This window comes from Geodermatophilus sp. SYSU D00691 (assembly GCF_054050275.1).
In genome coordinates this window covers 58,791-79,598 of the sequence record NZ_JBJGYZ010000025.1, presented here as the reverse complement: position 1 = coordinate 79,598, position 20,808 = coordinate 58,791, and the positions used below count along the sequence as shown (strand labels likewise).

General features: G+C 76.3%; 18 protein-coding genes. 5 read left to right on the top strand and 13 right to left on the bottom strand.

Annotation, left to right across the window (positions count from 1 at the left end; all coding sequences use genetic code 11):
* Positions 1 to 49 precede the first annotated feature (49 nt).
* Positions 50 to 1,378, top strand: coding sequence for an ABC1 kinase family protein (locus ACI797_RS18055; RefSeq protein WP_456539103.1), 1,329 nt, complete (start codon positions 50 to 52; stop codon positions 1,376 to 1,378).
* A gap of 6 nt (positions 1,379 to 1,384) precedes the next feature.
* On the opposite strand, the gene ACI797_RS18050 is transcribed toward ACI797_RS18055, so the two are convergent.
* From ACI797_RS18050 to ACI797_RS18030, 5 genes are all read right to left on the bottom strand, one after another.
* Positions 1,385 to 1,588: a hypothetical protein gene (locus tag ACI797_RS18050; protein ID WP_456860127.1), complete on the bottom strand. Its 204-nt coding sequence runs from the start codon at positions 1,586 to 1,588 to the stop codon at positions 1,385 to 1,387.
* A 131-nt stretch (positions 1,589 to 1,719) separates the two neighbouring features.
* On the bottom strand, positions 1,720 to 1,884 hold the full coding sequence (locus tag ACI797_RS18045) for a hypothetical protein (protein ID WP_456860126.1): 165 nt from the start codon (positions 1,882 to 1,884) through the stop codon (positions 1,720 to 1,722).
* 85 nt (positions 1,885 to 1,969) lie between these two features.
* Entirely contained in the window at positions 1,970 to 2,209 is a 240-nt protein-coding gene (locus ACI797_RS18040; protein WP_456860125.1) for a WhiB family transcriptional regulator, read from the bottom strand.
* A 236-nt stretch (positions 2,210 to 2,445) separates the two neighbouring features.
* Entirely contained in the window at positions 2,446 to 2,724 is a 279-nt protein-coding gene (locus tag ACI797_RS18035; RefSeq protein ID WP_456860124.1) for a hypothetical protein, read from the bottom strand.
* Between the two features lie 190 nt (positions 2,725 to 2,914).
* Complete coding sequence (locus ACI797_RS18030) at positions 2,915 to 4,933, bottom strand: ATP-dependent helicase (protein WP_456860123.1); 2,019 nt, start codon at positions 4,931 to 4,933, stop codon at positions 2,915 to 2,917.
* 157 nt (positions 4,934 to 5,090) lie between these two features.
* On the opposite strand from ACI797_RS18030, the gene ACI797_RS18025 reads away from it, so the two are divergent.
* The 3 genes from ACI797_RS18025 to ACI797_RS18015 all read left to right on the top strand — a co-directional run bounded on the left by ACI797_RS18025 (position 5,091) and on the right by ACI797_RS18015 (position 6,786).
* A complete protein-coding gene (locus tag ACI797_RS18025) occupies positions 5,091 to 5,363 on the top strand; it encodes a mycoredoxin (RefSeq protein WP_456860122.1) in 273 nt (90 codons plus the stop codon).
* 200 nt (positions 5,364 to 5,563) lie between these two features.
* A complete protein-coding gene (locus tag ACI797_RS18020) occupies positions 5,564 to 6,136 on the top strand; it encodes an ANTAR domain-containing protein (protein WP_456860121.1) in 573 nt (190 codons plus the stop codon).
* A gap of 299 nt (positions 6,137 to 6,435) precedes the next feature.
* On the top strand, positions 6,436 to 6,786 hold the full coding sequence (locus ACI797_RS18015) for a hypothetical protein (protein ID WP_456860120.1): 351 nt from the start codon (positions 6,436 to 6,438) through the stop codon (positions 6,784 to 6,786).
* A gap of 154 nt (positions 6,787 to 6,940) precedes the next feature.
* Here the strand turns inward: ACI797_RS18015 and nudC are convergent, their stop codons facing one another.
* The 6 genes from nudC to ACI797_RS17985 all read right to left on the bottom strand — a co-directional run bounded on the left by nudC (position 6,941) and on the right by ACI797_RS17985 (position 13,311).
* Positions 6,941 to 7,894 carry an NAD(+) diphosphatase gene (nudC, locus tag ACI797_RS18010; RefSeq protein WP_456860119.1) on the bottom strand — a complete coding sequence of 318 codons (954 nt, stop codon included), beginning with the start codon at positions 7,892 to 7,894 and terminating at the stop codon, positions 6,941 to 6,943.
* On the bottom strand, positions 7,891 to 9,252 hold the full coding sequence (locus tag ACI797_RS18005) for a M16 family metallopeptidase (RefSeq protein WP_456860118.1): 1,362 nt from the start codon (positions 9,250 to 9,252) through the stop codon (positions 7,891 to 7,893). The genes nudC and ACI797_RS18005 overlap by 4 nt, the downstream gene beginning before the upstream one ends.
* A 73-nt stretch (positions 9,253 to 9,325) precedes the next feature.
* The gene (locus tag ACI797_RS18000; RefSeq protein ID WP_456860117.1) at positions 9,326 to 10,636 is read right to left on the bottom strand and encodes a M16 family metallopeptidase; all 1,311 of its coding nucleotides are present in this window, start codon (positions 10,634 to 10,636) and stop codon (positions 9,326 to 9,328) included.
* Between the two features lie 144 nt (positions 10,637 to 10,780).
* A complete protein-coding gene (locus tag ACI797_RS17995) occupies positions 10,781 to 11,671 on the bottom strand; it encodes a DUF2510 domain-containing protein (protein ID WP_456860116.1) in 891 nt (296 codons plus the stop codon).
* 40 nt (positions 11,672 to 11,711) lie between these two features.
* Positions 11,712 to 11,915 (bottom strand): hypothetical protein, encoded by a 204-nt coding sequence (locus ACI797_RS17990; protein ID WP_456860115.1) that lies wholly within the window; start codon positions 11,913 to 11,915, stop codon positions 11,712 to 11,714.
* Complete coding sequence (locus tag ACI797_RS17985; protein ID WP_456860114.1) at positions 11,899 to 13,311, bottom strand: M20/M25/M40 family metallo-hydrolase; 1,413 nt, start codon at positions 13,309 to 13,311, stop codon at positions 11,899 to 11,901. The genes ACI797_RS17990 and ACI797_RS17985 overlap by 17 nt, the downstream gene beginning before the upstream one ends.
* A gap of 43 nt (positions 13,312 to 13,354) precedes the next feature.
* Here ACI797_RS17985 and ACI797_RS17980 point away from each other — a divergent pair, with 43 nt between their 5' ends.
* Positions 13,355 to 14,203, top strand: coding sequence for an alpha/beta fold hydrolase (locus ACI797_RS17980; RefSeq protein ID WP_456860113.1), 849 nt, complete (start codon positions 13,355 to 13,357; stop codon positions 14,201 to 14,203).
* 77 nt (positions 14,204 to 14,280) lie between these two features.
* On the opposite strand, the gene ACI797_RS17975 is transcribed toward ACI797_RS17980, so the two are convergent.
* Together ACI797_RS17975 and ACI797_RS17970 are read right to left on the bottom strand one after the other, a co-directional pair.
* Positions 14,281 to 17,574 carry an ATP-dependent helicase gene (locus tag ACI797_RS17975; RefSeq protein ID WP_456860112.1) on the bottom strand — a complete coding sequence of 1,098 codons (3,294 nt, stop codon included), beginning with the start codon at positions 17,572 to 17,574 and terminating at the stop codon, positions 14,281 to 14,283.
* On the bottom strand, positions 17,571 to 20,789 hold the full coding sequence (locus ACI797_RS17970) for an ATP-dependent helicase (protein ID WP_456860111.1): 3,219 nt from the start codon (positions 20,787 to 20,789) through the stop codon (positions 17,571 to 17,573). Before ACI797_RS17970 ends, ACI797_RS17975 begins: the two co-directional genes overlap by 4 nt.
* Between the last annotated feature and the right edge of the window lie 19 nt (positions 20,790 to 20,808).

Here is a 20,808-nt window from a genome sequence, read left to right as displayed (position 1 = left end):
CACAGCAGCGCCGCGAACGCGGCCGACGAGCGCCAGCGAGGAGCGCCAAGTGAGCGAAGACGCACGGGGGATCCCGGGAGGTTCGATCTCGCGGACCGCCCGGCTGGCCTCGCTCCCGCTGGGCGCGGCGGGGCGGGCGACTCTCGGGATCGGCAAGCGGCTCTCGGGTCGCCCGGCCGAGGCGGTGCAGGCCGAGCTGCAGCAGCGCACGGCCGAGCAGCTCTTCGCCGTCCTGGGACAGCTCAAGGGCGGGGCGATGAAGCTCGGCCAGACGCTGTCGGTGTTCGAGGCCGCGGTGCCCGAGGAGATCGCCGCCCCCTACCGCGAGGCGCTGGTCAAGCTGCAGGCGGAGGCGCCGCCGATGCCGGCCCGCACGGTGCACGCCGTGCTGGCCCAGCAGCTGGGCGGGCGCTGGCGCGAGCGCTTCAAGGACTTCGACGACGCCCCCGCCGCGGCGGCCAGCATCGGCCAGGTCCACCGGGCCACCTGGCGCGACGGCCGCGACGTCGCCGTGAAGATCCAGTACCCGGGCGCGGCCACGGCGCTGATCGCCGACCTCAACCAGCTCGCCCGCTTCGGCCGGCTGTTCGCCGCCCTGTTCCCCGGCATGGACGTCAAGCCGCTGATCGCCGAGCTCAAGGCGCGGGCGGTCGAGGAGCTCGACTACGGCCTGGAGGCCGACGCGCAGCGCGCGTTCGCCGCCGCCTACGCGGGCGACCCGCAGATCGCCGTCCCCCGGGTGGTGGCCAGCGCGCCCAAGGTGATCGTGTCCGAGTGGCTGGAGGGCACCCCGCTGTCGCGGATCATCAGCGGCGGCACCAGGGAGGAGCGCGACCACGCCGGCCACCTGCTGGCCGTGCTGCACTTCTCCGGACCCGAGCGGGCCGGCCTGCTGCACGCCGACCCGCACCCCGGCAACTTCCGGCTGCTCGCCGACGGCCGCATGGGCGTCATCGACTTCGGCGCCACCGCCCGGCTGCCCGACGGCCACCCCGAGCCGATCGGCCGGATGCTGCGCTGGGCGCTGGAGGACCGGGCCGAGGAGGTGCTCTCCGACCTGCGGGTCGAGGGGTTCGTCCGGCCGAACGTGGAGGTCGACGCCCACGCGGTGCTGGACTACCTGCGGCCGCTGCTGGCGCCCATCGAGGGCAACCACTTCCACTTCACCCGCGCCTGGATGCAGGAGCAGGCGGCACGGATCGCCGACCCGCGCAACGAGGCCAGCCGGCTGGGCCGCCAGTTGAACCTGCCGCCGGCCTACCTGCTCATCCACCGCGTGACGATGGGGTCGATCGGGGTGCTGTGCCAGCTCGACGCGGCCGGCGACTTCCGCGGCGTCCTCGAGGACTGGCTGCCCGGCTTCGTCGACGGGAACTAGCGACCGTCACGGGTCGAGGCGGGCCTCCAGGGCGCGCACGTGGTGGCGGGCGCAGTCGGGGCACAGCGCCGTCGTCCGCGACTCCGCGTCCGTGCGCGGACCGGTGCGTCCGGTGGCGCGGGGTGGGCGGCTCAGCGACCAGCCGGCCGCGAGGGCGGCGGCGCCGGCGGTGTGGCCGCAACCGGTGCAGGTCAGCTCGTCGGGGACCACGGCCCCACTCTGCCCCGCCCCGGGGCCGGTGGGAAGGACGAGGAGGGGCCGGGTCCGGACGCACCGGGAGCGTCCGGACCCGGCCCGGCGGGGTGCGGAGGAACTCGTCGTCCCCCGCGGGGTGGTCGCCGTCAGCGGACGGCGGCGCTGGCCCGGGCGGCGCGCCGCGACGCGGACTCCGCGCGGCGGGCCCACCGACGGGCGGCACGCAGCCGGCGCACGCGGGCCGCGGCGTCGGCGGAGGCCTGCAGGTCACGGATGTGGCTGCGGACCAGGTCCTGCTCGAGGAAGCTCATGATCGTTCCTTCGGTCTCGAAACTCCGGCCCCCGCCCGCCGGGCGGGGAATGTCCTGCGGATCGGTTCGGTGGGTCGCTGTCGCCTCACGCGGCCACCTCCTTGCGGGGACGACCCCGCGGACGCTTGCGCGCGATGACGACGCCGCGCTCGAAGATCTCGCCGCCCCAGACGCCCCAGGGCTCGCCGCGGTCCAGGGCACCGGCCAGGCAGGCCGCGCGCACGGGGCAGTCGGCGCAGAAGACCTTGGCCTGCTCCAGCTGGGCCGGGCTCTCGGCGAACCACAGCTCCGGGTCCTCGACCCGGCACGGCAGGGGGCGCCGCACCGGTGCCGGGGACAGCGGCGTCCGCGGTCGTCTCGGGGTGGGGCCACCTGACCGGGGGAGCCCGGTACGGCGGTGGGCGATCGTCTGCATCACTGCCGCTCTCCTCCTCGTGCTCGATGTGCGCCGGCCGGCGGGGGCCCGCCGACCGGTGGTCGGGGCCGGGAACCGCGGACATCGAAAAGGCCGCGGATCCCGGGTCTCGGGTTCCGCGGCCTCGGAGGAGGACCGGCGAGCGGCTAGCTCTTCGGTCTCCCCGGGGAGTGGATCCCGAGGGGGGTGGTGCCGTCGTTCTGGGTGGTGCCGTCGTGCTTCTGGATGGGCAGCAGGGCCTGCTCGAAGCCCATGACCAGGCCGCGGCGCCGCGTCGGGGCGACGGAGGGCACACCGGTCCCCTGCGCAGCGGCGAGGGCGCCGAGCAGGGACGGGCGGACGGCGGCGCAGGCGTACGGACGCGCGACAACGCTCCCCGTGCCGGGAACCCAGGCGGGGGCGAACGAGATGGTGGTGCTGATCATCAGTGCCCCCTCCTTCCCGGGGTCGGAGCGCGGCCCGCCGGCCGTCTCAGGTCTGGACGCCCCAGGGGTTCCCTCGAGCGCAGACAGGACAGTAGGGGGGTGCCGTTGTGACGGTCAACGCAATTAACGAAGAGTTCCCCGATGGGGGCGGGCAACCGGCTCCGGCCCGTCTCGCCGTCGCTCTGCGAGGTCAGCCGCTCACCGTGGCGAGCACGTCCTCGCCGTAGAGCTCCAGCTTCTTCGCGCCGATGCCGGGCAGGTCCGAGAGCTCGCGCATGCTGGCCGGCCGGCTCTCGGCGATCGCCTGCAGCGTGGCGTCGCTGAACACCACGTAGGCGGGGACCGAGGCCGACTGCGCGGCCTGGCTGCGCCAGGCGCGCAGCTTCTCGAACAGCTCCCCCGCCTCGCCCTCGAGCACGACCTTCGGCTTCTTCGCGGTGCGCCGGGCCGGGGGTGCGGTCGGCGCGGACTCCGGCGCCAGCCCGGTGAGGAAGCGGCTGCGCGGCCGGGACCGCCGTCCCCCCGGGTTGCGCGACAGCGACCACGACAGCGTCAGCTGCTCCCGCGCCCGGGTGACCGCGACGTAGAGCAGCCGTCGCTCCTCCTCGACCGCGTCCGGGCGGGACAGGGACTGGGCGATCGGGAGGACGCCGTCGACCAGCCCGACGACGAAGACGACGTCCCACTCCAGGCCCTTCGCGGCGTGCATCGAGGCGAGCGTGACCCCCTGCACGGTCGGCGCGTGCTGGGCATCGGCCCGCTCCGCCAGGTGCGCGACGAAGCCGGCGAGGTCGAGCGAGCGGTTCTCGGCGACCAGGTCGACGGCGAGGTCGACCAGCGCGGCCAGCGACTGCCAGCGGTCGCGGGCGGCCCCGCCGGGCGGCGGCCGGTGCTCGGCCCAGCCCATGGAGGCCAGCACGTCGCGCACCGCGGGCACGAGCATGCCCGGCTCGTTGCCCCCCGCGGCGGCCCCGCGGAGCAGCACGATCGCCTCGCGGACCTCCGGCCGCTCGAAGAAGCGCTCGCCGCCCTTGAGCACGTACGGGACGCCGGCGTCGGTGAGCGCGTTCTCGTAGACCTCCGACTGCGCGTTGATCCGGAACAGCACGGCGATCTCCGACGCCGGGGTGCCCGCGTCGATGAGCGCCCGGCAGCGGGCGGCCACGGCCGCGGCTTCGGCCGGCTCGTCGGGGTGCTCGCGGAACACCGGCTCGGGGCCCTCGGCGCGCTGACCGAGCAGCCGCAGGCCGGGCAGGCCGCGGCGCCGCGGTGCCTGGCCGATCAGCTTGTTGGCCAGCCCGACCACCTGGGGGGTGGAGCGGTAGTCGCGCTCGAGCTTGACCACCTCGGCGTCGGGATAGCGGTCGGCGAAGCCGAGCAGGTAGTCGGGGTCGGCGCCGGTGAAGGAGTAGATGGTCTGGTTGGGGTCGCCGACGACGCAGACCTCGGCCCGCCCGCCCAGCCAGGCGTCGAGCAGCCGCTGCTGCAGCGGGTTGACGTCCTGGTACTCGTCGACGACGAAGTGCCGGTACTGCCCGCGCACCTGGCGGGCGACGTCGTCGTGCTCCTCCAGCGCGTAGGCGGTGACCAGCAGCAGGTCCTCGAAGTCGAGCACGCCCTCGCGCTGCTTGGCCGACTCGTAGCTCTCGTACACCCGGGCGACGGCGGCGGCCTCGAACGGCGGCTCCCGGCCGGCGGCCTGGGCGCGGGCCGGGTAGTCCTCGGCGGTGGCGAGCGTCGTCTTGGCCCACTCGATCTCGCTGGCCAGGTCCCGCAGGCTGGTGCGGTCGGTCGACAGCCGCGCCCGCGACGCGGCCGAGGCGACCAGCCGCAGCTTGTTCTCGACGAGGGAGGGCATCGGGCCGCCCAGCACGCGCGGCGCGAAGTACCGCAGCTGGCGCATGGCCGCCGCGTGGAAGGTGCGCGCCTGGACCCCGCCCACACCCAGGCCGGCGAGCCGGCCGCGCAGCTCCCCCGCGGCCCGTGCGGTGAAGGTCACGGCGAGCACCTGCTCGGGCACGAAGGCGCCGGTGTGCACGCCGTAGGCGATGCGGTGGGTGATGGTGCGGGTCTTGCCGGTGCCCGCACCGGCCAGGATGCAGACCGGCCCGGTGACCGCCTGAGCCGCGGTGCGCTGCTCGTCGTCCAGACCGGCCAGCACCGCCTCCGCGCCGGAGACCGTCCCCGTCGCCCCGCCGATCCCCGGCATCCCGGCTCCCTTCTGCTCGCACCCGCCGGACCGATCCTCCCAGCCGCCGGGGACGTTCTCCGGGAAGCATCCCCAGGAGCCCCGCGTTCCCCTCGCGGACACACAGGGACACCCCCGGGGTGGACCTGCGCCGACGCATCGAGGAGGATCCCGACCGATGACTGCCGCTGCCGCTGCCGTGACCATGTACACCACCACGTGGTGCGGCTACTGCGTCCGGCTCAAGAGGCTGATGCAGCGCGAGGGCATCGAGTACGCGGAGGTCGACATCGAGCGCGACGAGCAGGCGGCGGACGTGGTGATGGCCGCGAACGGCGGCAACCGCACCGTGCCCACGCTCGTCTTCCCCGACGGCACCGCGCTCACCAACCCGAGCATCGACCAGGTCAAGAACGCTCTCGCACAGTCATCGAGGTTGAACGGCGCGTGATCCCTGGACCACGGCCCCCCAGGGGGCATGATCGCCCCGTGGCGGGCCGTGACCGCGGCCGCGCCCCGGTCCGGCCGCCGCGGCCGGGTTCTCCCGCGGAGGTTCCCGGAGTGGGAGTGCGCAGCGAACGCACGGGCCCCCTTGCGCCACGCCCTGAAACGGTCCACCTCCCCGAGCTCGCGGGCGACGGCGAGGCGGTCGTGGCGGTCGTGCGCACCCCGCGCGGCTGGTCGGTGATCTGCCCCGGCGGCGCGGCCCCGGTGACCTCGCTCGTGGAGGGCCTCTCCCTCGCCGACCTGCTCGGCGAGGAGTTCGGCGTGCCCTGCGAGCCCGACCGCACCACCCGTCGGTCCGCCCGCGGCGCCGCCGACGGCGAGGCCGAGGACCCGCGCGACGCCCGCATCGCCGCCCTGGAGCGCACGGTCGCGCAGCTGGAGCACGCCCTCGCGGCCCGGGTCTCCACCGAGCGCGCGATCGGCGTGCTGGCCGAGCGCCAGGGGATCGATCCGCGGACGGCGTTCGAGGACATGCGCCGCGCGGCCCGCTCCTCCGGCCGGCCCGTGCACGAGCTCGCCCGCGAGGTCCTCGACAGCCTGGAGGGCCTCGCCGCCGAGCCGGCCGACCGCCGTCCCGACGCGCAGCCGGCCGCCGTGGTGCGGACCGGTGCCCCCTCCGCTCCCCCGCGGCCGCGGCCGCCGTTCGGCCGCCGCGCGGAGCCCGCGCGCACCCGGTCCGGTGCCGCTCCCGGCGCCACCGGGGACGGCCGGTCCTGACCCGGCCGCACCCGCTCACCCCGGCCGCGCTGGCCGACCGCCTCGCCTCCGCCCTCGCCGGGCTCCCGCCCGAGCCCGGGGCGACCGCGCTGCGGGTCGCCGTCGACGGCCCTCCGGCCGCCGGCCCCACCGACCTCGCGCGGGCCGTCGCCGACCGGCTGCCGGCACTGGGCCGGGCGGCCGTCGTCATTCCGGCCGACGGGTTCTACCGCCCGGCGTCCCTGCGCTTCGAGCACGGCCGCACCGATCCCGACGCCCGCTACACCGACTGGCTCGACGCCGGGGCGCTGGCCCGGGAGGTGCTCGACCCCCTCGGCCCCGGGGGCAGCGGCGAGTACCTGCCGGTGCTGTGGGACCTCGCGCGCGACCGCGCGGCGCGGGCGGCGCGGGAGCCGATGCCGCCCGGCGGGGTCGTGCTCGTGCCGGGCGCGCTGCTGCAGGGTCTCGGCCTGGCCCTCGACGTCGTCGTCCACCTGCGGATGAGCCCGGCCGCGCGGCGCCGGCGCACCCCGGACGACCAGGCGTGGGAGCTGCCGGCGTTCGACCGGTACGACGCCGAGGTCGACCCCGAGGCGCTCGCCGACGCCGTCGTGCTGGCCGACCACCCGGAGAAGCCCGCCCTCGTGCTGGCGGGCCGGCTGCTCGGCTGACACGGTGCAGGCATCCGCCCGGTGACGTACCACGACCGTCCGCAGACGCTCTCTGCCGACACCGGGCGGATGCAGGTCCTTCTATACCGGAACAGATCCGGGCGCAGAAGAGCGTGGCCTCGTGAATTCCCGCGGGAACGTCGTGGCGCGCTGCTCAGACCCGCCCCTCGACCCAGCGGTCGATGATGTGCCGCGCGATCGACACCGGCGGGGGCAGCGCCCGCGGGCCGCCGCCGGAGCGCAGCTCGTCCCGGGTGAACCAGCGGGCCTCCTCGATCTCGTCCTCGTCGAGGCGGATCGTGTCGTCGCCGTCCACCCGGGCGGTGAACCCGAGCATGAGCGACTGCGGGAACGGCCACGGCTGGCTGCTCACGTAGCGGATGTCGGTGACCTGCAGGCCGACCTCCTCGGCGACCTCCCGGGCGACCGCGCCCTCTGCCGACTCCCCCGGCTCCACGAAGCCGGCCAGGATCGAGAAGCGCCCCGGCGGCCAGACCGCCTGCCGGCCGAGCAGGCACCGGTCCCCGCCGTCGTGCACGAGCATGATCACCGCGGGGTCGGTGCGGGGGAACAGCTCGGCGCCGGTCTCGGGGTCGCGCTGCACCCAGCCGGCCCGCTCGATGGTGGTGGCCGCGCCCGACAGCGGGCTGAACCGGTTGCGCTCGTGCCACTCGAGGATGCCGATGGCCTCGGCGAGCAGACCGGCGTCGAGGTCACCGAGATCGGCGCCGATCTCGCGCAACCCGGTCCAGGCGTCGACCGGGCGGCCGTTGACGGTCAGCGCACGCTCGCCGCGGATCGCCGCGAACGGCACGCCGTCGGCCTCGCCCAGGTAGACCGCGCCCACCGGCAGCTCGGGCTGCTCGTCCCAGATCAGCTCCGGTCCGCCCGGGCCCTCGTGCACGGGGACGCTGCGCCGCTGGTCGACGGTGAGCACCCGCACCGGCCGGCCGCCGGTCGGGTCGTCGAGGTCCCGCTGCCGGTGCCCGCGGTCGTGCGCGGAGCGCGCGAGCACCGGGATGGTGCCCGTGGTGCCGCGCGTGCCGACCGGCCAGGCCCCCCGGTCGACCGGCGGGTTGTCGGCGGGGGTGCTCCCGGGGGCGGTCATGCCTCGGCCGCCGCCACCTGCACCGCGCCCAGGGCGCGCAGCGGCTCGGCCACCACCGCGGCGTCGCCGACCACCACGGCCGTCAGCGCGGACGGCGCCAGGTAACGGCGGGCCGCCTCCTGCACCTCGGCGACGGTGACCGCGGCCAGCGCCCGCTGGTGCTCGGCCAGCCAGTCGGCCGACAGCCCGGCGCCGACCAGCGCCGACAGGGTGCTCGCCAGCCCGGCGTGGGTCGCCGTCGCCAGCGCCATGCTGCCCAGCACGTAGCGGCGGGCGCCGTCGAGCTCGGCCTCGGTCACCGGCGTGAGCGCCATCCTGCCGAGCTCGTACCAGGTCTCCAGCAGCGCCGGCGCGGTCACCTCGGTGGCGACGTCGGCCTCGACGAGGAAGGACGACGCGGCCGCGAGGTGGTCGACCGAGCTGCGCGGGCTGTAGGTGTAGCCGCGCCGCTCGCGGATGTTCTCGACCAGCCGCGAGGAGAAGTAGCCGCCGAAGACCATGTTGGCCAGCCGGACGGCGGCCAGGTCGGGGTCGGTGCGACCGGGGGCGGGCCCGCCGAGCCGCAGGTTGGACTGCACGGCACCGGGCCGGTCGACGATCTCCAGCACCCCGGGGTCGACGACCGGCGCGGGCGGCGCGCTGATCGCCTCGCCGTCCCTCGACCAGTCGGCCAGCGCGGTGCCGGCCGCGTCGGCGGCCGCCCGCGGGTCGAGGTCGCCGACCAGCACCAGCGTGCTGCCGGCGGGGACGACGCGGTCGCGGTGCAGCGTGCGCAGCGCGGTGCTGCGGACCGCCGAGACCAGCTCGGGCGTCGGCAGCTGCAGTGCGTACGGGTGGTTGCCGTAGCGGCGGGCCGCCAGCGCGGTGCGGGCGATGACCCCGGGCTGCGACCGGGCGATGCCGATCCGCTCGGCGACGCGGGCGCGCTCGCCCTCCACCCGGTCGTTCGGGTAGGTCGCCGCCGTCAGCAGCTCGGCCAGCACGCCGAGGACGGCGGGCAGCCCCTCCGGCAGCAGCGTGGTGGAGAACAGCAGCCGGTCGGGATCGGCGCTCACCGACAGCTCGGCGCCGTGGCCCTGCAGCAGCTGGGCGATCTCGGTCTGGTCGTGCTGCGTCGTCCCCTGGAGGACGGCGCCGGACAGGACGGCGGCGCGGGCGGTGTGCGTGGCGGCGCTGCGCGCGCTGGAGGCAGCGAACGGCACCCGCAGCCGCAGCTCCACCAGCGGGACGCCCGGCCGCGGGACGACGACCACGCGCAGGCCGGTGGGCAGCACGGTCTCGGTGACCGGCGGCGCCGGCTGCGGGCGCGGCTCGCCCAGCGGCGGGATCAGCGACAGGTCCAGCGTGGGGGCGCTCACGAGGCCTCCTCGCCGGCGCTCGTCGGCCGCGTTCGCGGCGCTGCTGCGTACATCGGTGAGCTCGCGAGCTCGCTCACTTGGCGCCTCCCGTCGCGCGCAGCTCCAGGACCGCGGCGGTGCCCGGGTCGACGCCGCGGGCGGCGACCTGCACCTGCTCCGGCGTCACGGCGGCCAGCCGGGCGGCGAGCTCGCCGGCCAGCTCGGCGCGGCCGTGCACGAGCTCGGACGCGGCGAAGGCGAGCGTGCGGCCCAGGACCGAGTCGGCCTGCCGGAGCAGCTGCGCCTCGGTGCGGGCCTGCACGCGGGCGAGCTCCTCGGTGGCGACGCCGTCCTCGGCCACCCGCGCGACCTCCTCGTGGATGGCGCCGAGCACCTGCTCGACGTCGACCGCGGCCGGGTGGTGCACCTGGGTGGTGAGCAGCGTGGCGTCGCGGACGTCGAAGGGGTCGCCGAACAGGCCCACGTAGCTGCTCTGCGCGATGGCGATCCGGTCGTCGTGGATCAGCCGGCGCTCCAGCCTGGAGGCGTCGCCCTCGCTGAGCAGCTCGGCGAGCAGCACCGTGCCCAGGTAGGTGTCGAGGTCGCCGACCGGGTCGGGGACGCGCCAGCCGACCGCCACCGCCGGCGCCGGGGCGAGCGCGTCCTCGACGGTGCCGCGCCGCGGCGCCGTGGGCGACGGCTCGCCGGTCGCCACCCGCGGGGGCACCTCACGGCCCGGCACGGGGCCGAACCAGCGGCGCACCAGCTTCTCGGTCTCGGTGACGTCGAGGTCCCCGCCGATGCACAGGACGGCGTTGCCGGGCGCGTAGTACTTGTCGAAGAAGTCCGCCGCGTCGTCCACGGTCGAGGACTCGAGGTCGACGAACGAGCCGTAGCCGTCGTGGGTGTTGGCGAAGCTCTCGAAGGCGATCTGCGGCAGCTGCAGCCAGGGAAAGGCGCCGTAGGGCCGGTTGAGCACGTTGACCCGGATCTCCTCCTTGACCACGTCGATCTGGTTGCGGAGGTTCTCCTCGGTGATGGCCGGGGCCGCCATGCGGTCGGCCTCGAGGAACAGCGCGCGCTCGAGCGCCTCGGCCGGCAGCGCCTCGAAGTAGTTCGTGTAGTCCTGGTGCGTCGAGCCGTTGAACGTCCCGCCCGCGGCCTGGACCAGGCGCGCGTGCTCCATCTTGGGCACGTGCGCCGAGCCCTGGAACATCAGGTGCTCGAAGAGGTGGGCGAAACCGGTGCGGCCCTCGGGCTCGTTGCGCATGCCGACGTCGTAGAACACGCTCACCGCCACGACCGGCACGCTGCGGTCGGGGGCGAGGACGACGCGCAGCCCGTTCTCGAGCGAGAAGCGCTCCACCGGGTGCCGCAAGGTCAGTTCGGCCCCAGCTGCTGTCACGCGGACGACAGTAATCGGGGGTTCAGGACCTCCGCCGTCCGGTCGCCGCTACGGCCACGATCAGCCCACCTGATCAAAAGCGGTCCTCCCCCACGGTGCAACGTGAGGGAGGAGCTACGGGGATCAGGTCAGCTGATCCCGGCCTCACAGGACCTGGACGTCGTCGAGCACCTGGTCGATGACGCCGTAGAGCTCGGCGTGGGTGTTGGGGATGGAGATGTAGAGCAGCGCCGGCACGGCCCGGCCGACGTCCACCAGCAGCAGCGCGGCCCGCTCCCCCGTGGAGTCGTAGCCGGAGACGTCCCAGGACAGCTGGAACTCGTACAGGTGCGCCCCGTGCCCGTCGACCGTGCGCGCCTCGTCGCGCAGCACGGTCCGCTCGTTCGGGCCGGGGTAGTAGTTGCCCCGCACGCTGTCGGCCAGCTGCACCACCGTGCTCTGCAGCGTCGACGGCCCGGCCCACCCGTAGCCCTCCGAGAGCGGACCCGACGTGCACTGCGCGATGAAGATCCCGCCGTCGGGGACCTCCTCCTGGGTGGTGAAGTACTGCCCGGCGATGGCCGTCGTCTCGAACTGGTTGCCGAGGTCCCACTCGACCCAGTTCTCGCCCAGCCAGGGGTAGGACAGCCTCGAGGCCTCGTCGATGATCCGCACGGTGCCCGGCGGGAACGGGGTCCCCGACGGCGCCGTCGTCGCCGGCGGCGGGGGGTCGGCCACGGTCGGGCCGTCACCGCCGGAGGTGCCGACCAGCACCCCGATCACCAGGACGGCGACCAGCGCGAGCACCGACAGCCCCACCACCCAGCCGGTCGGGAACGGGCGCGGCGACGACGGCGGCGGCACCGGCGAGGGCGTGCTCGGCCGCTCGGGTGCCGGCGGGGCCAGCACCGGCGAGCGCTGCACCGCCACGCCCGGGCCGGCCGGCGTCGTGACGTCCGACCAGCCGATGCCGTTCCACCAGCGCACGTAGCCCGGCGTGCCGTCCGGGTCCGGGTACCAGCCCGGAGCCGGCGCGGGGTCCCCAGGTCCGGTCACGGGTGCACTGTAGGTCGTGGACCCGCGCGAGCAGGAGAGGTCAACCGTCGAGGTCGGCGGGCGAGTCCCACCACGAGGCGAGCTGGTCGGCCAGCACCTCGAGCGCGACCGCGCGGTCGTGCTCGTCGTCGTGGGCGTGCCACACCTGCCCCATGCCGCCCTGGCCGAGGAGGCTCAGCAGGCGGTACGGCCCGCCCGCCGCCAGCGGCCCCGTCGCGGCGGGTGGCTCACCCGCGCCGGACACCGGCCAGCTCGCGCCACAGGTGGGCCGCCGCCTCGGCCCCGCGGTGCAGCATCGGCAGCAGCACCCGCTCGTTCGGCGAGTGGATGCGGTCGGTGGGCAGGCCCGCGCCGAGGAAGACCAGCGGCGCGCCGAGCTGCTCGACCAGGTCGGCCTCCGGGCCGCTGCCGCCCTCCTTCATGAACAGCACCTGGTCGGGCTCGCTGTCCCAGGCCTGGGCGATCGCGCGCAGCAGGGCGTCCATCCACGGGGAGTCGAGGTCGCTCGCGCACGGGGCGACGCCCCCCGGCGGGGTGTGCACCTCGGCCTCGATGCCCTCCGGCAGGTTGGCCTCGACCCAGGCCCGCACCATCGCCCCGACGTCCACGGGGCGCTGGTCGGCGACCAGCCGGAAGGTGATCTTGGCGTGCGCCTCGGCCGGGATGATCGTCTTGTGCCCGGGGCCGGTGTAGCCGCCCCACATGCCGTTCACCTCCGCGGTCGGCCGGGCGCCGATCCGCTCCTGCGTGGTGAACCCCGCCTCCCCGGTGGCCACCCGCGAGGCGGCCGGCCCGGCCAGCCACTCCGCCTCGTCGAAGGGCACCCGGCCCATGAGCTCGCGCTCGCGGTCGGTCAGCGGCCGCACCTTGTCGTAGAACCCCGGCAGGGTGACCCGGCCCCGGTCGTCGTGCAGCCGGCTGACCAGCGTCGCCAGCGCGTGCAGCGGGTTGGGGACGCCGCCGCCGAACGAGCCGGAGTGCAGGTCGACGGCCGGGCCGCGGAGCGTGATCTCGGCGTCGGCCAGCCCGCGCATCGACGTCACCGCGCTGGGCAGGTGCGGTGCGGCCATGCCGGTGTCGCTGACCACGACGACGTCGCAGTCGAGCCGGTCGCGCCGCTCGCGCAGCAGGTCGGCGAAGTGCGGCGAGCCGGACTCCTCCTCGCCCTCGATCAGCAGCTTGACCGTCACGGCGGGGGTGTCGCGGCCGGTGGCGGCCAGGTGGGCGCGCATGCCGAGCAGGTGGAAGGCGACGTTGCCCTTGTCGTCGATGGCGCCGCGGCCGTGCAGCTCGGGCCCGTCGGGCCCCTCCACGCGGGTGGGCTCGAACGGCGGGTGCACCCACAGCTCCAGCGGGTCGACCGGCTGGACGTCGTGATGCCCGTAGACCAGCGCGACCGGGGCGCCGGGGTCGGCCGACGGCCACTCCGCGAAGACCGCCGGGGCGCCGGGGGTCGGCCAGACCTCGACGACCGGGAAGCCCGTGCGGCGCAGCGCCTCGGCCAGCCAGGCGGCACTGCGGGCCACCTCGGGCGCGTGCGCGGGGTCGGCCGAGATCGACGGGATGCGCAGCCAGGCGTCGAGGTCGGCGTGCAGGTCGTCGAGGTGGGCGGTCACGAACTCGCGCTCGGGGCTGGTCACGGCCACCGACGGTAGCCGTGGGGCCAGCGGCTACCGTCCGGGCATGCCCGGTGAGCTGATCAAGGCCGACGTCGGTGACCTCACGTTCGACGTCCGGGTCGACGGTCCCGACGACGGACGGCCGGTGCTGCTCCTGCACGGCTTCCCCGAGACGTCCGCGTGCTGGGCGCGGGTGACGCCGCTGCTCACCGAGGCCGGGCTGCGCACCTACGCGCCCGACCAGCTGGGCTACTCCCCCGGCGCCCGCCCGGCCGAGGTGGACGCCTACGCGACGACCAACCTGGCGCAGGTCACCGCCGACCTGATGACCGCGCTGGAGATCCCGGTCGCCGACGTCGTCGGGCACGACTGGGGCGCCAACGTGGCCTGGGCGCTGGCGGCCTGGCACCCCGACCGGGTGCGCTCGCTGACCGCCGTCTCGGTGCCGCACCCCGCCGCGTACACCGCCGCCTACCGCGGCGACCCGGAGCAGAAGGAGCGCTCGGGCTACATCCGGCTGTTCTGGCAGGCGGGCAAGGCCGAGGAGGTGCTGCTCGAGGACGACATGCGGCGGCTGCGTCGGATGCTCGGCACCGAGGCGGAGACCGGCATCCCGGCGGAGGCGGTCGAGGAGTACGTCGCCGTCCTGTCGGCGCCGGGGGCGCTGACCGCCGCGCTGAACTGGTACCGGGCGATGAGCTCGGCCACGCCGGTGGACGACGTCGTGGTGCCCACCACCTACGTGTGGAGCGACGGCGACGCCGCGATCGGCCGGACCGCCGCCGAGGGCTGCGCGAAGCACGTCACCGGCGACTACCGCTTCGTCGAGCTGCCCGGGGTGACGCACTGGATCCCCGAGCAGGCGCCGCGGGAGCTGGCCACCGCGGTCCTCGACCGCATCGCCTCCGTCTGAGGCGTCACCCGCGCCGCAAGGCCCCGTCCAGAGGCTCGCCCCGAGCGTGCGAGGGGTGAGGAGGACGGGGTCCTTTCTCACGCCTCGGGCTCCGGCTCGTACTCCTCCCCGTGGGCGGTGCCGGAGACGAGCGCGAGCAGACCGGCCTCGTCGAGGAGGTCGACCGGGCGCAGGGTCCGGTTCGCCGCGACGTGGTGGAAGCCGGCGCTGACCCGCTCCACCGGCACGCCGGTCAGCCGCGACCAGCCCAGCCGGTAGGCGGCCAGCTGGACGCCGACGGCGGCCAGCTCGGCGCCCGACGGCGGCGGGCCGGTCTTCCAGTCGATCACCTCGTAGCCGCCGTCGGGGGTGGTGAACACCGCGTCGATGCGGCCGCGGAGGGTCAGCGGCCCCAGCGGCGTCTCGAACGGCACCTCCACCTCGATCGGCTGCCGGTCGGCCCAGACGCTGGCGAGGAACGCCTCCTGCAGCTCGGCCAGCGCACCGTCGGGCGCGGCCAGCTCGTCGCCGGAGCCGGGCAGCTCATCGAGGTCGAGCAGCCGGGCCGAGCCGAACCGCTCCTCCAGCCAGGCGTGGAACGCGGTGCCGCGGCGGGCCTGCGGCGCGGGCGCGGCCGGCATGGGCCGACGCAGCCGCCGGGCCAGCTCGGCCGGGTCGCGGCGCAGGGTCACCAGCGCCGACACCGACAGGTGCGCCGGCAGCGGGACGTCGACGGTCGGGCTGGCGTGCCGGGCCCGCTCGCGCAGCAGCAGGTCGGCGTCGCGCACCCACTGCTCCACCTCGTCGTCCGGCTCTCCGAGGCGGTCGACGTCGAGCGGGTGCGGCACCGCCGCCCGGACCAGCTCCGCCGCCGCCGTCAGCGCCCGCCGGCGACCGGCCGAGAGCGGGTCGGCCGGCCAGATGCCGACCGGCCACTCCTCCAGCGCCGGGTTGGTGGCGTCGTCGGACGGCGGCGGCGCCCAGTGCGCGACCGCGCCGGCCCCGGCCTCGCAGGTGTCCTTCACGGTGAGCAGCAGGGACGACGGCCCGCACACGTTCTTGCCGTCGCGCCACCAGCTGCCCGAGCAGATCAGCAGCTCCCGCGCGCGGGTGACCGCGACGTACCCGAGCCGGACCTCCTCCTGGGTGCCGAAGTCCTTCCACGCCTGCACGTAGTCCTCGACCGCGGTCTTCACGTCGGCCTGGTCGCCCGAGCCGGGCGGCGGGAGCACGAGCGCGGGGAGCTCCGCGCGGTCGGTCAGCCGCAGGTCGGCCGGCAGCGCGCCCGGGTCCTTGATCCACGAGTCGCTCGTGTCGGTCTTCGCCGGGAACTGGTCGACGGTCAGGCCGGGGACGGCGACGACGTCCCACTCCAGGCCCTTCGCGGAGTGCCCGGTGAGCAGCTGCACGGCCTCGGGGTTGACCGCGACCTCGCCCGGCTCCAGGCCGCGCTCGCGCTCCTCGGCGTCGCGCAGGTAGCCGAGGAAGGCCGGCAGCGACGGCAGCTCGGCCAGTTCGACGAACTCGGCGGCGACGGTGTGCAGGGCGTCGAGGTGGGTGCGGGCGCCGGCCGGGCTGACGTCGGGCGCGCTGGCCAGCTCGGTCTCCAGGCCGAGGGTGCGGGCCACCTCGTCGACCAGGTCGGGCAGCGACTCCCCGATCCGGCCGCGCAGGTGGGCCAGCTCGCCGGCCAGCCGGCGCATCCGCCGGTACCCCGGCATCGAGTACGCGTCGGCCGGACCGAGGTCGTCGAGCGCCTCGACGATGCTGCCGCGCTCCCGCGGGCCGTCGTCGTCGGCCGCCGCGTGGCGCTGGCGCACCAGGGCCCGCGCCCGGTCGTTCAGCGCGGCCAGGTCGCGCGGACCGATCCGCCAGCGCGCGCCGGTGAGCAGCCGGCCGAGCGCGTCGCCGGCGGTCGGGTCGACCAGCACGGTCAGCGTCGCGATGACGTCGGACACCTCCGGGACGGCGAGCAGCCCGCCCAGGCCGACGACCTCGACCGGCACGCCCCGCTCGCGCAGCGCGGTGGCGATGCCGTGGAACTGCTTGCGCGCCCGGGCCAGCACCGCGATCGTCGGCCGCTTCGCGACGTCGGTGTGCCAGCACCCGGCCAGCCGGTCGGCCAGCGCCTGCGTCTCCTCGGCCACGGTGTCGTAGAGGCCGACCTCGACCGTGCCGGCGCCCGCGGTGGGTGCGGCGGTGAGGTCGGGCAGCGGCTCGGCCGGCTCGGGCAGCATCCCGGCGACGGCGTTGGCCACCGCCAGCACCGCCCGGTCGTTGCGCCAGCTGGTGGCCAGCGTGAGCCGCTCGGCCCGGGCGCCGTCCCGGCCGGGGAAGGTGCGGGGGAACCGCTCGATGGTGCCGGCCGAGGCGCCGCGCCAGCCGTAGATCGACTGCCGCGGGTCGCCGACGGCGAGCACCGGGTGGCCGGTCGCGCCGCCGAACAGCGCCTCGAGCATGCGCAGCTGCCCGACGCTGGTGTCCTGGTACTCGTCGAGCAGGACCACCTGCCAGCGGGCCCGCTCGCGGCGGCCGACCTCGGGCGCGGCGACGGCGATCCGGGCCGCGTACGCGACCTGGTCGGCGTAGTCGATGGCGCCGGCGGCCCGCTTGCGCGCCTGGAAGCCCTCGACCAGCGGCAGCAGCGCGGCGCGTGCCCGCTGCCGCTCGATCACCTTCTGCACGTCGGCGTAGACGCCGCGCTTGCGCGGGGCGTCGGCGTACCCGCGCACCCGCCGCTCGAAGTGCTCGGTCCACGCCCGCAGCTGGGCCGGGGAGACGTCGTGCTCGCCGAGCTCGGCGGCCAGCGCCAGCACGTCCTCGACGGTGGTGAGCAGGCTGAGCGGGACGTCGGACATGTCGCCGGTGTAGGCGCCGGCGACCGCCGCGGCCTGCCCCCAGCACATGGCCGGGCCGAGCACGCCGGCGCCGGGCTCGATGCCGATGCGCAGGCCGTGCTCGGCGACCAGCGAGGCGGCGTAGCCGTGGTAGGTGGACACCGTCGGCAGGGCCAGCGCCAGCCGCTCGCGCAGGTCGGGCTCGGTGTCGGGGTGCCGGGCCAGCGCGCCCAGCCGCAGCCGCACGCGCTCGTTGAGCTCGCTGGCCGCCTTGCGGGTGAACGTGAGGCCGAGGATCGCCTCGGGCTCCACCACCCGGTTGGCCACCAGCCACGCGACCCGCGCGGCCATCGTCTCGGTCTTGCCGGACCCGGCGCCGGCGACCACGACCAGCGGCCGGTCGGCCGGCGCGGCGACCACGCGGGCCTGCTCGTCGGACGGCGCGTAGGACAGCCCGCACCGGGCGGCCACCTCGGCCGGGGTGAGCACCCGACGCTCGGGCTCCGGCGGCTCCTCGGCGAAGAGGTCGTCGAACGACAGCTGATCGAGGCTCACCTGGTCACCTGGCCGCCGCGCTCGTGCAGCGGGCAGCTGCGCCGCGACGGGCAGCGGTCGCAGCCGCTGCCGGTGCGCACCTCGAAGGTGCCGGCCCCCATGCCCTCGCCGACGGTGGCCAGCAGCTCGCCGGCCCACGTCTCGAGCACCGGGACGTCGGCCGGCAGCGGGTCCTGCGCCTGCTCCTTGGCGGCCCGGCCCGAGCCGATCTGCAGCAGCGCCGCGCCGCCGGCCTCGGTGCCGTGCTCGACGAACGCGCCGGAGGCGATCGCCGCCTGGTAGGCGGCCAGCTGCCCGTGCTCGGCCAGCTCGTCGGCCGACGGCGTCGACTTGCCGGTCTTGAGGTCGACGACGAACAGCCGCCCCTCGGCGTCGCGCTCGAGCCGGTCGACCTGACCGCTGATCCGCGCCCGGCCGACCTGCACGGAGAAGTCGGCCTCGGCGGCCACCAGCTCGCGGGAGTTGCGGCCGTGCCAGGCGACGAACCGGTCGAGCATGTCGTGCGCGGAGGCCCGCTGCCGCTGGTCGGCCCACCCGGGGCCCAGGTCGAGCTCGTCGAGCTCGGCGTCGAGGGCGGCGCCGGCATCCTCGGCCGGCAGGCCCTCGGCGACGCGCTGGGCCACCTCGTGCACCGCCGTGCCGACGGTGCGGGTGGTGTCGGGCGCGGGCTCGGCCCCGACCGCGCCGAGCACCCAGCGCAGCGGGCACTTGCGGAACCCCTCGATCGCCGACGGGCGCACCCGCACCGGCTGGTCGGGGTCGACGAGCGGTGCGTCGTCGGACAGCGCGGCCAGGCCCCACCACGTCGACGGGTCGGCGCCCGGCACGCCCTCGTCGGCCAGCCGGCGCAGCACCGAGGCCGCGGTCGACCGGCGGGCGACCGGCGTCTGCGGGTCGGCGAGCGCGCGGCGCAGGGTCGCGACCAGCGCGGGCAGGGTCAGTGAGCGCGGCAGCTCGGTGGGCGTGCGGCCCTCCTCCGGCGGCGGTTCGACCAGGTCGAGGAACCGCGAGGGGGCGGCGCCGGCGTCGGGGCCGTCGACGGCGCCCTGCACCGCGCTGACCACCAGCCGCCGGCGGGCGCGGGTGCAGGCGACGTAGAACAGCCGCCGCTCCTCGGCGAGGGCGAGCGTGCGCCGGTCGACCCGGGCGCCGTCGACGCCGGACGCGCGCTCGACGAGGTCCTCGGCGGCCAGCAGCGTCGTCCGGTCGCGCAGGTCGGGCCAGACGCCCTCCTGCACGCCGGCGACGCACACGAGGTCCCACTCCAGGCCCTTGGAGGCGTGCGCGGTGAGCAGCCGGACCGTCTCGGTCTGGACCGCCCGGGTCGCCCCGGTGTCGCCGGGCAGCTCCTGGGCGGAGAGGTGGTCGAGGAAGGCGCGGGGGTCGGCCGAGGGCAGCCGGTCGACGAACCCGGCGGCGGCGTCGAACAGCGCAACGACGGCGTCGAGATCGCGGTCGGCCACCGCGCCCGAGGTGCCGCCGGCGGCCGACAGCCGCGCCCACCGGCCGGCCAGCCCGCTGCGCTGCCACATCGCCCACAGCACGTCCTCGACGGTGCCGCCGCCGGCCAGGGCGATGCGCCCGGCGGTGAGGACGGCGGAGACGCGCAGCGCCGGCCGGGCGACGTGCTCGGGCAGCTCGTCGAGCAGCGTGTCGTCGGCCAGCGCGGTGGCCAGCGGGGCGCCCCGCTCGGCCGGGTCGACCCCGCGCGTGTTCAGCACGATCCGGACGGCGCGCCGCAGCCGGCGCAGGTCGAGCACGGTGGCCGCGCCCAGCGGCGAGGTGAGCAGCGCCTCCGCGGCCGTCTCGTCGAGGCCGACCGGCTCGGTGCCGCGGGGGGTGGCCGGCAGCAGCGCCGACACCGCGGAGAGGAAGGGCGCCACGGCCGGCTGCGCGGCCAGCGGCAGGTCGTCGGAGGACACCGCCACCGGCACGCCCGCCTGCGCCAGCGCCCGGCGCAGCGGCCCGAACGCGACGGCGCTGCGCACCACGACCGCCATCTCCGACCACGGCACGCCCTCGAGCAGGTGCGCCCGGCGCAGCCGGTCGGCCAGGTAGGCGGCCTCGACCGCGGCCGAGCCGAACACGTGCACCTCGGCCGACCCCGGCGGCGTGCCCTCCCCGGGCGCCAGCCGCCGGTGCTCCCACGGGCCGGGCAGGCCCTCGGCGACCCGGCGGCTGATCCGCAGCAGCTCCTCGCCCGAGCGGCGGCAGACGCCGAGGGAGTGCCGTTCGGCGGGGCGGCCGTCGAGGTGGCGGAAGCGCTCCGGGAACTCGACGATGCCGCGCGGCTCGGCGCCGCGGAAGGCGTAGATCGCCTGGTCCGGGTCGCCGACGGCGACGAGGTTGCCGCCACCCCCGGCCAGCAGCTCGAGCAGCTCGACCTGCGCGGGGTCGGTGTCCTGGTACTCGTCGACGAACAGCCACCGGGCGCGCTCGCGCTCCTGCCGGAGCAGCTCGGGGTCGCCGGCCAGCTCGTCGATGGCCGCCCGCACCAGCTCCGCCTGGTCGTAGCCCGAGGCGTCACCGCGGGCGACGGTGGCGAAGGAGGTGACCTGCTCGTACTGCTGCTGGAACGCCGCGGCGTGCGCCCAGTGCTCGTGACCGAGCTCCCGCCCCCACGCGACCAGCTGCGCGGCGTCGACCCCGCGCTCGGTGGCCCGGAGGAGGAACTCCCGCAGCTCGCTGCGGAACCCGTTGGTGGCCAGCGCCGGCGCCAGCTCGGCGGGCCAGCGGACGGCGCCCTCCTCCTCGACGTCGCCGCGCAGCAGCTCGGCGACGACGGCGTCCTGCTCGGCGGCGGTGAGCAGCCGCGGTGCCGGCTCGCCGCGCAGCACGGCGGCGCGGCGGAGCACCCCGTAGGCGTAGGAGTGGAAGGTGCGGGCCAGCGGCTCGCGGATCGTCCGCGCCACCCGGGCGGTCACCCGCGTGCGCAGCTCGGCGGCGGCCTTGCGGCTGAACGTCAGGACGAGGATCTGCTCGGGGTCGACGCCGTCCTCGATGCGGGTGGCGACCGCCTCGACGATCGTCGTCGTCTTGCCCGTGCCCGGGCCGGCGAGCACCAGCAGCGGGCCGCCCGGGTGGTCGACCACGGCCCGCTGGGTGGGGTCGAGCACCGGCGCGCCCGCGCGGACCGGCTCCCCCGTCACCAGCCGGTAGACCGGTGCGGCACCCCCGTGCGGCGCGGGGTCCAGGAGGTGTCCGCGCACTGCCACGCCTGCGATGGAAGCACGG

Excerpts from the sequence above, each read along its gene's own strand:
- nudC (WP_456860119.1), bottom strand. The coding sequence starts at position 7,894 with ATGACCGCCCCCGGGAGCACCCCCGCCGACAACCCGCCGGTCGACCGG.
- ACI797_RS17980 (WP_456860113.1), top strand. The coding sequence starts at position 13,355 with ATGCCCGGTGAGCTGATCAAGGCCGACGTCGGTGACCTCACGTTCGAC.
- ACI797_RS18025 (WP_456860122.1), top strand. The coding sequence starts at position 5,091 with ATGACTGCCGCTGCCGCTGCCGTGACCATGTACACCACCACGTGGTGC.
- ACI797_RS18045 (WP_456860126.1), bottom strand. The coding sequence starts at position 1,884 with ATGAGCTTCCTCGAGCAGGACCTGGTCCGCAGCCACATCCGTGACCTG.
- ACI797_RS18035 (WP_456860124.1), bottom strand. The coding sequence starts at position 2,724 with ATGATCAGCACCACCATCTCGTTCGCCCCCGCCTGGGTTCCCGGCACG.
- ACI797_RS18030 (WP_456860123.1), bottom strand. The coding sequence starts at position 4,933 with ATGCCGGGGATCGGCGGGGCGACGGGGACGGTCTCCGGCGCGGAGGCG.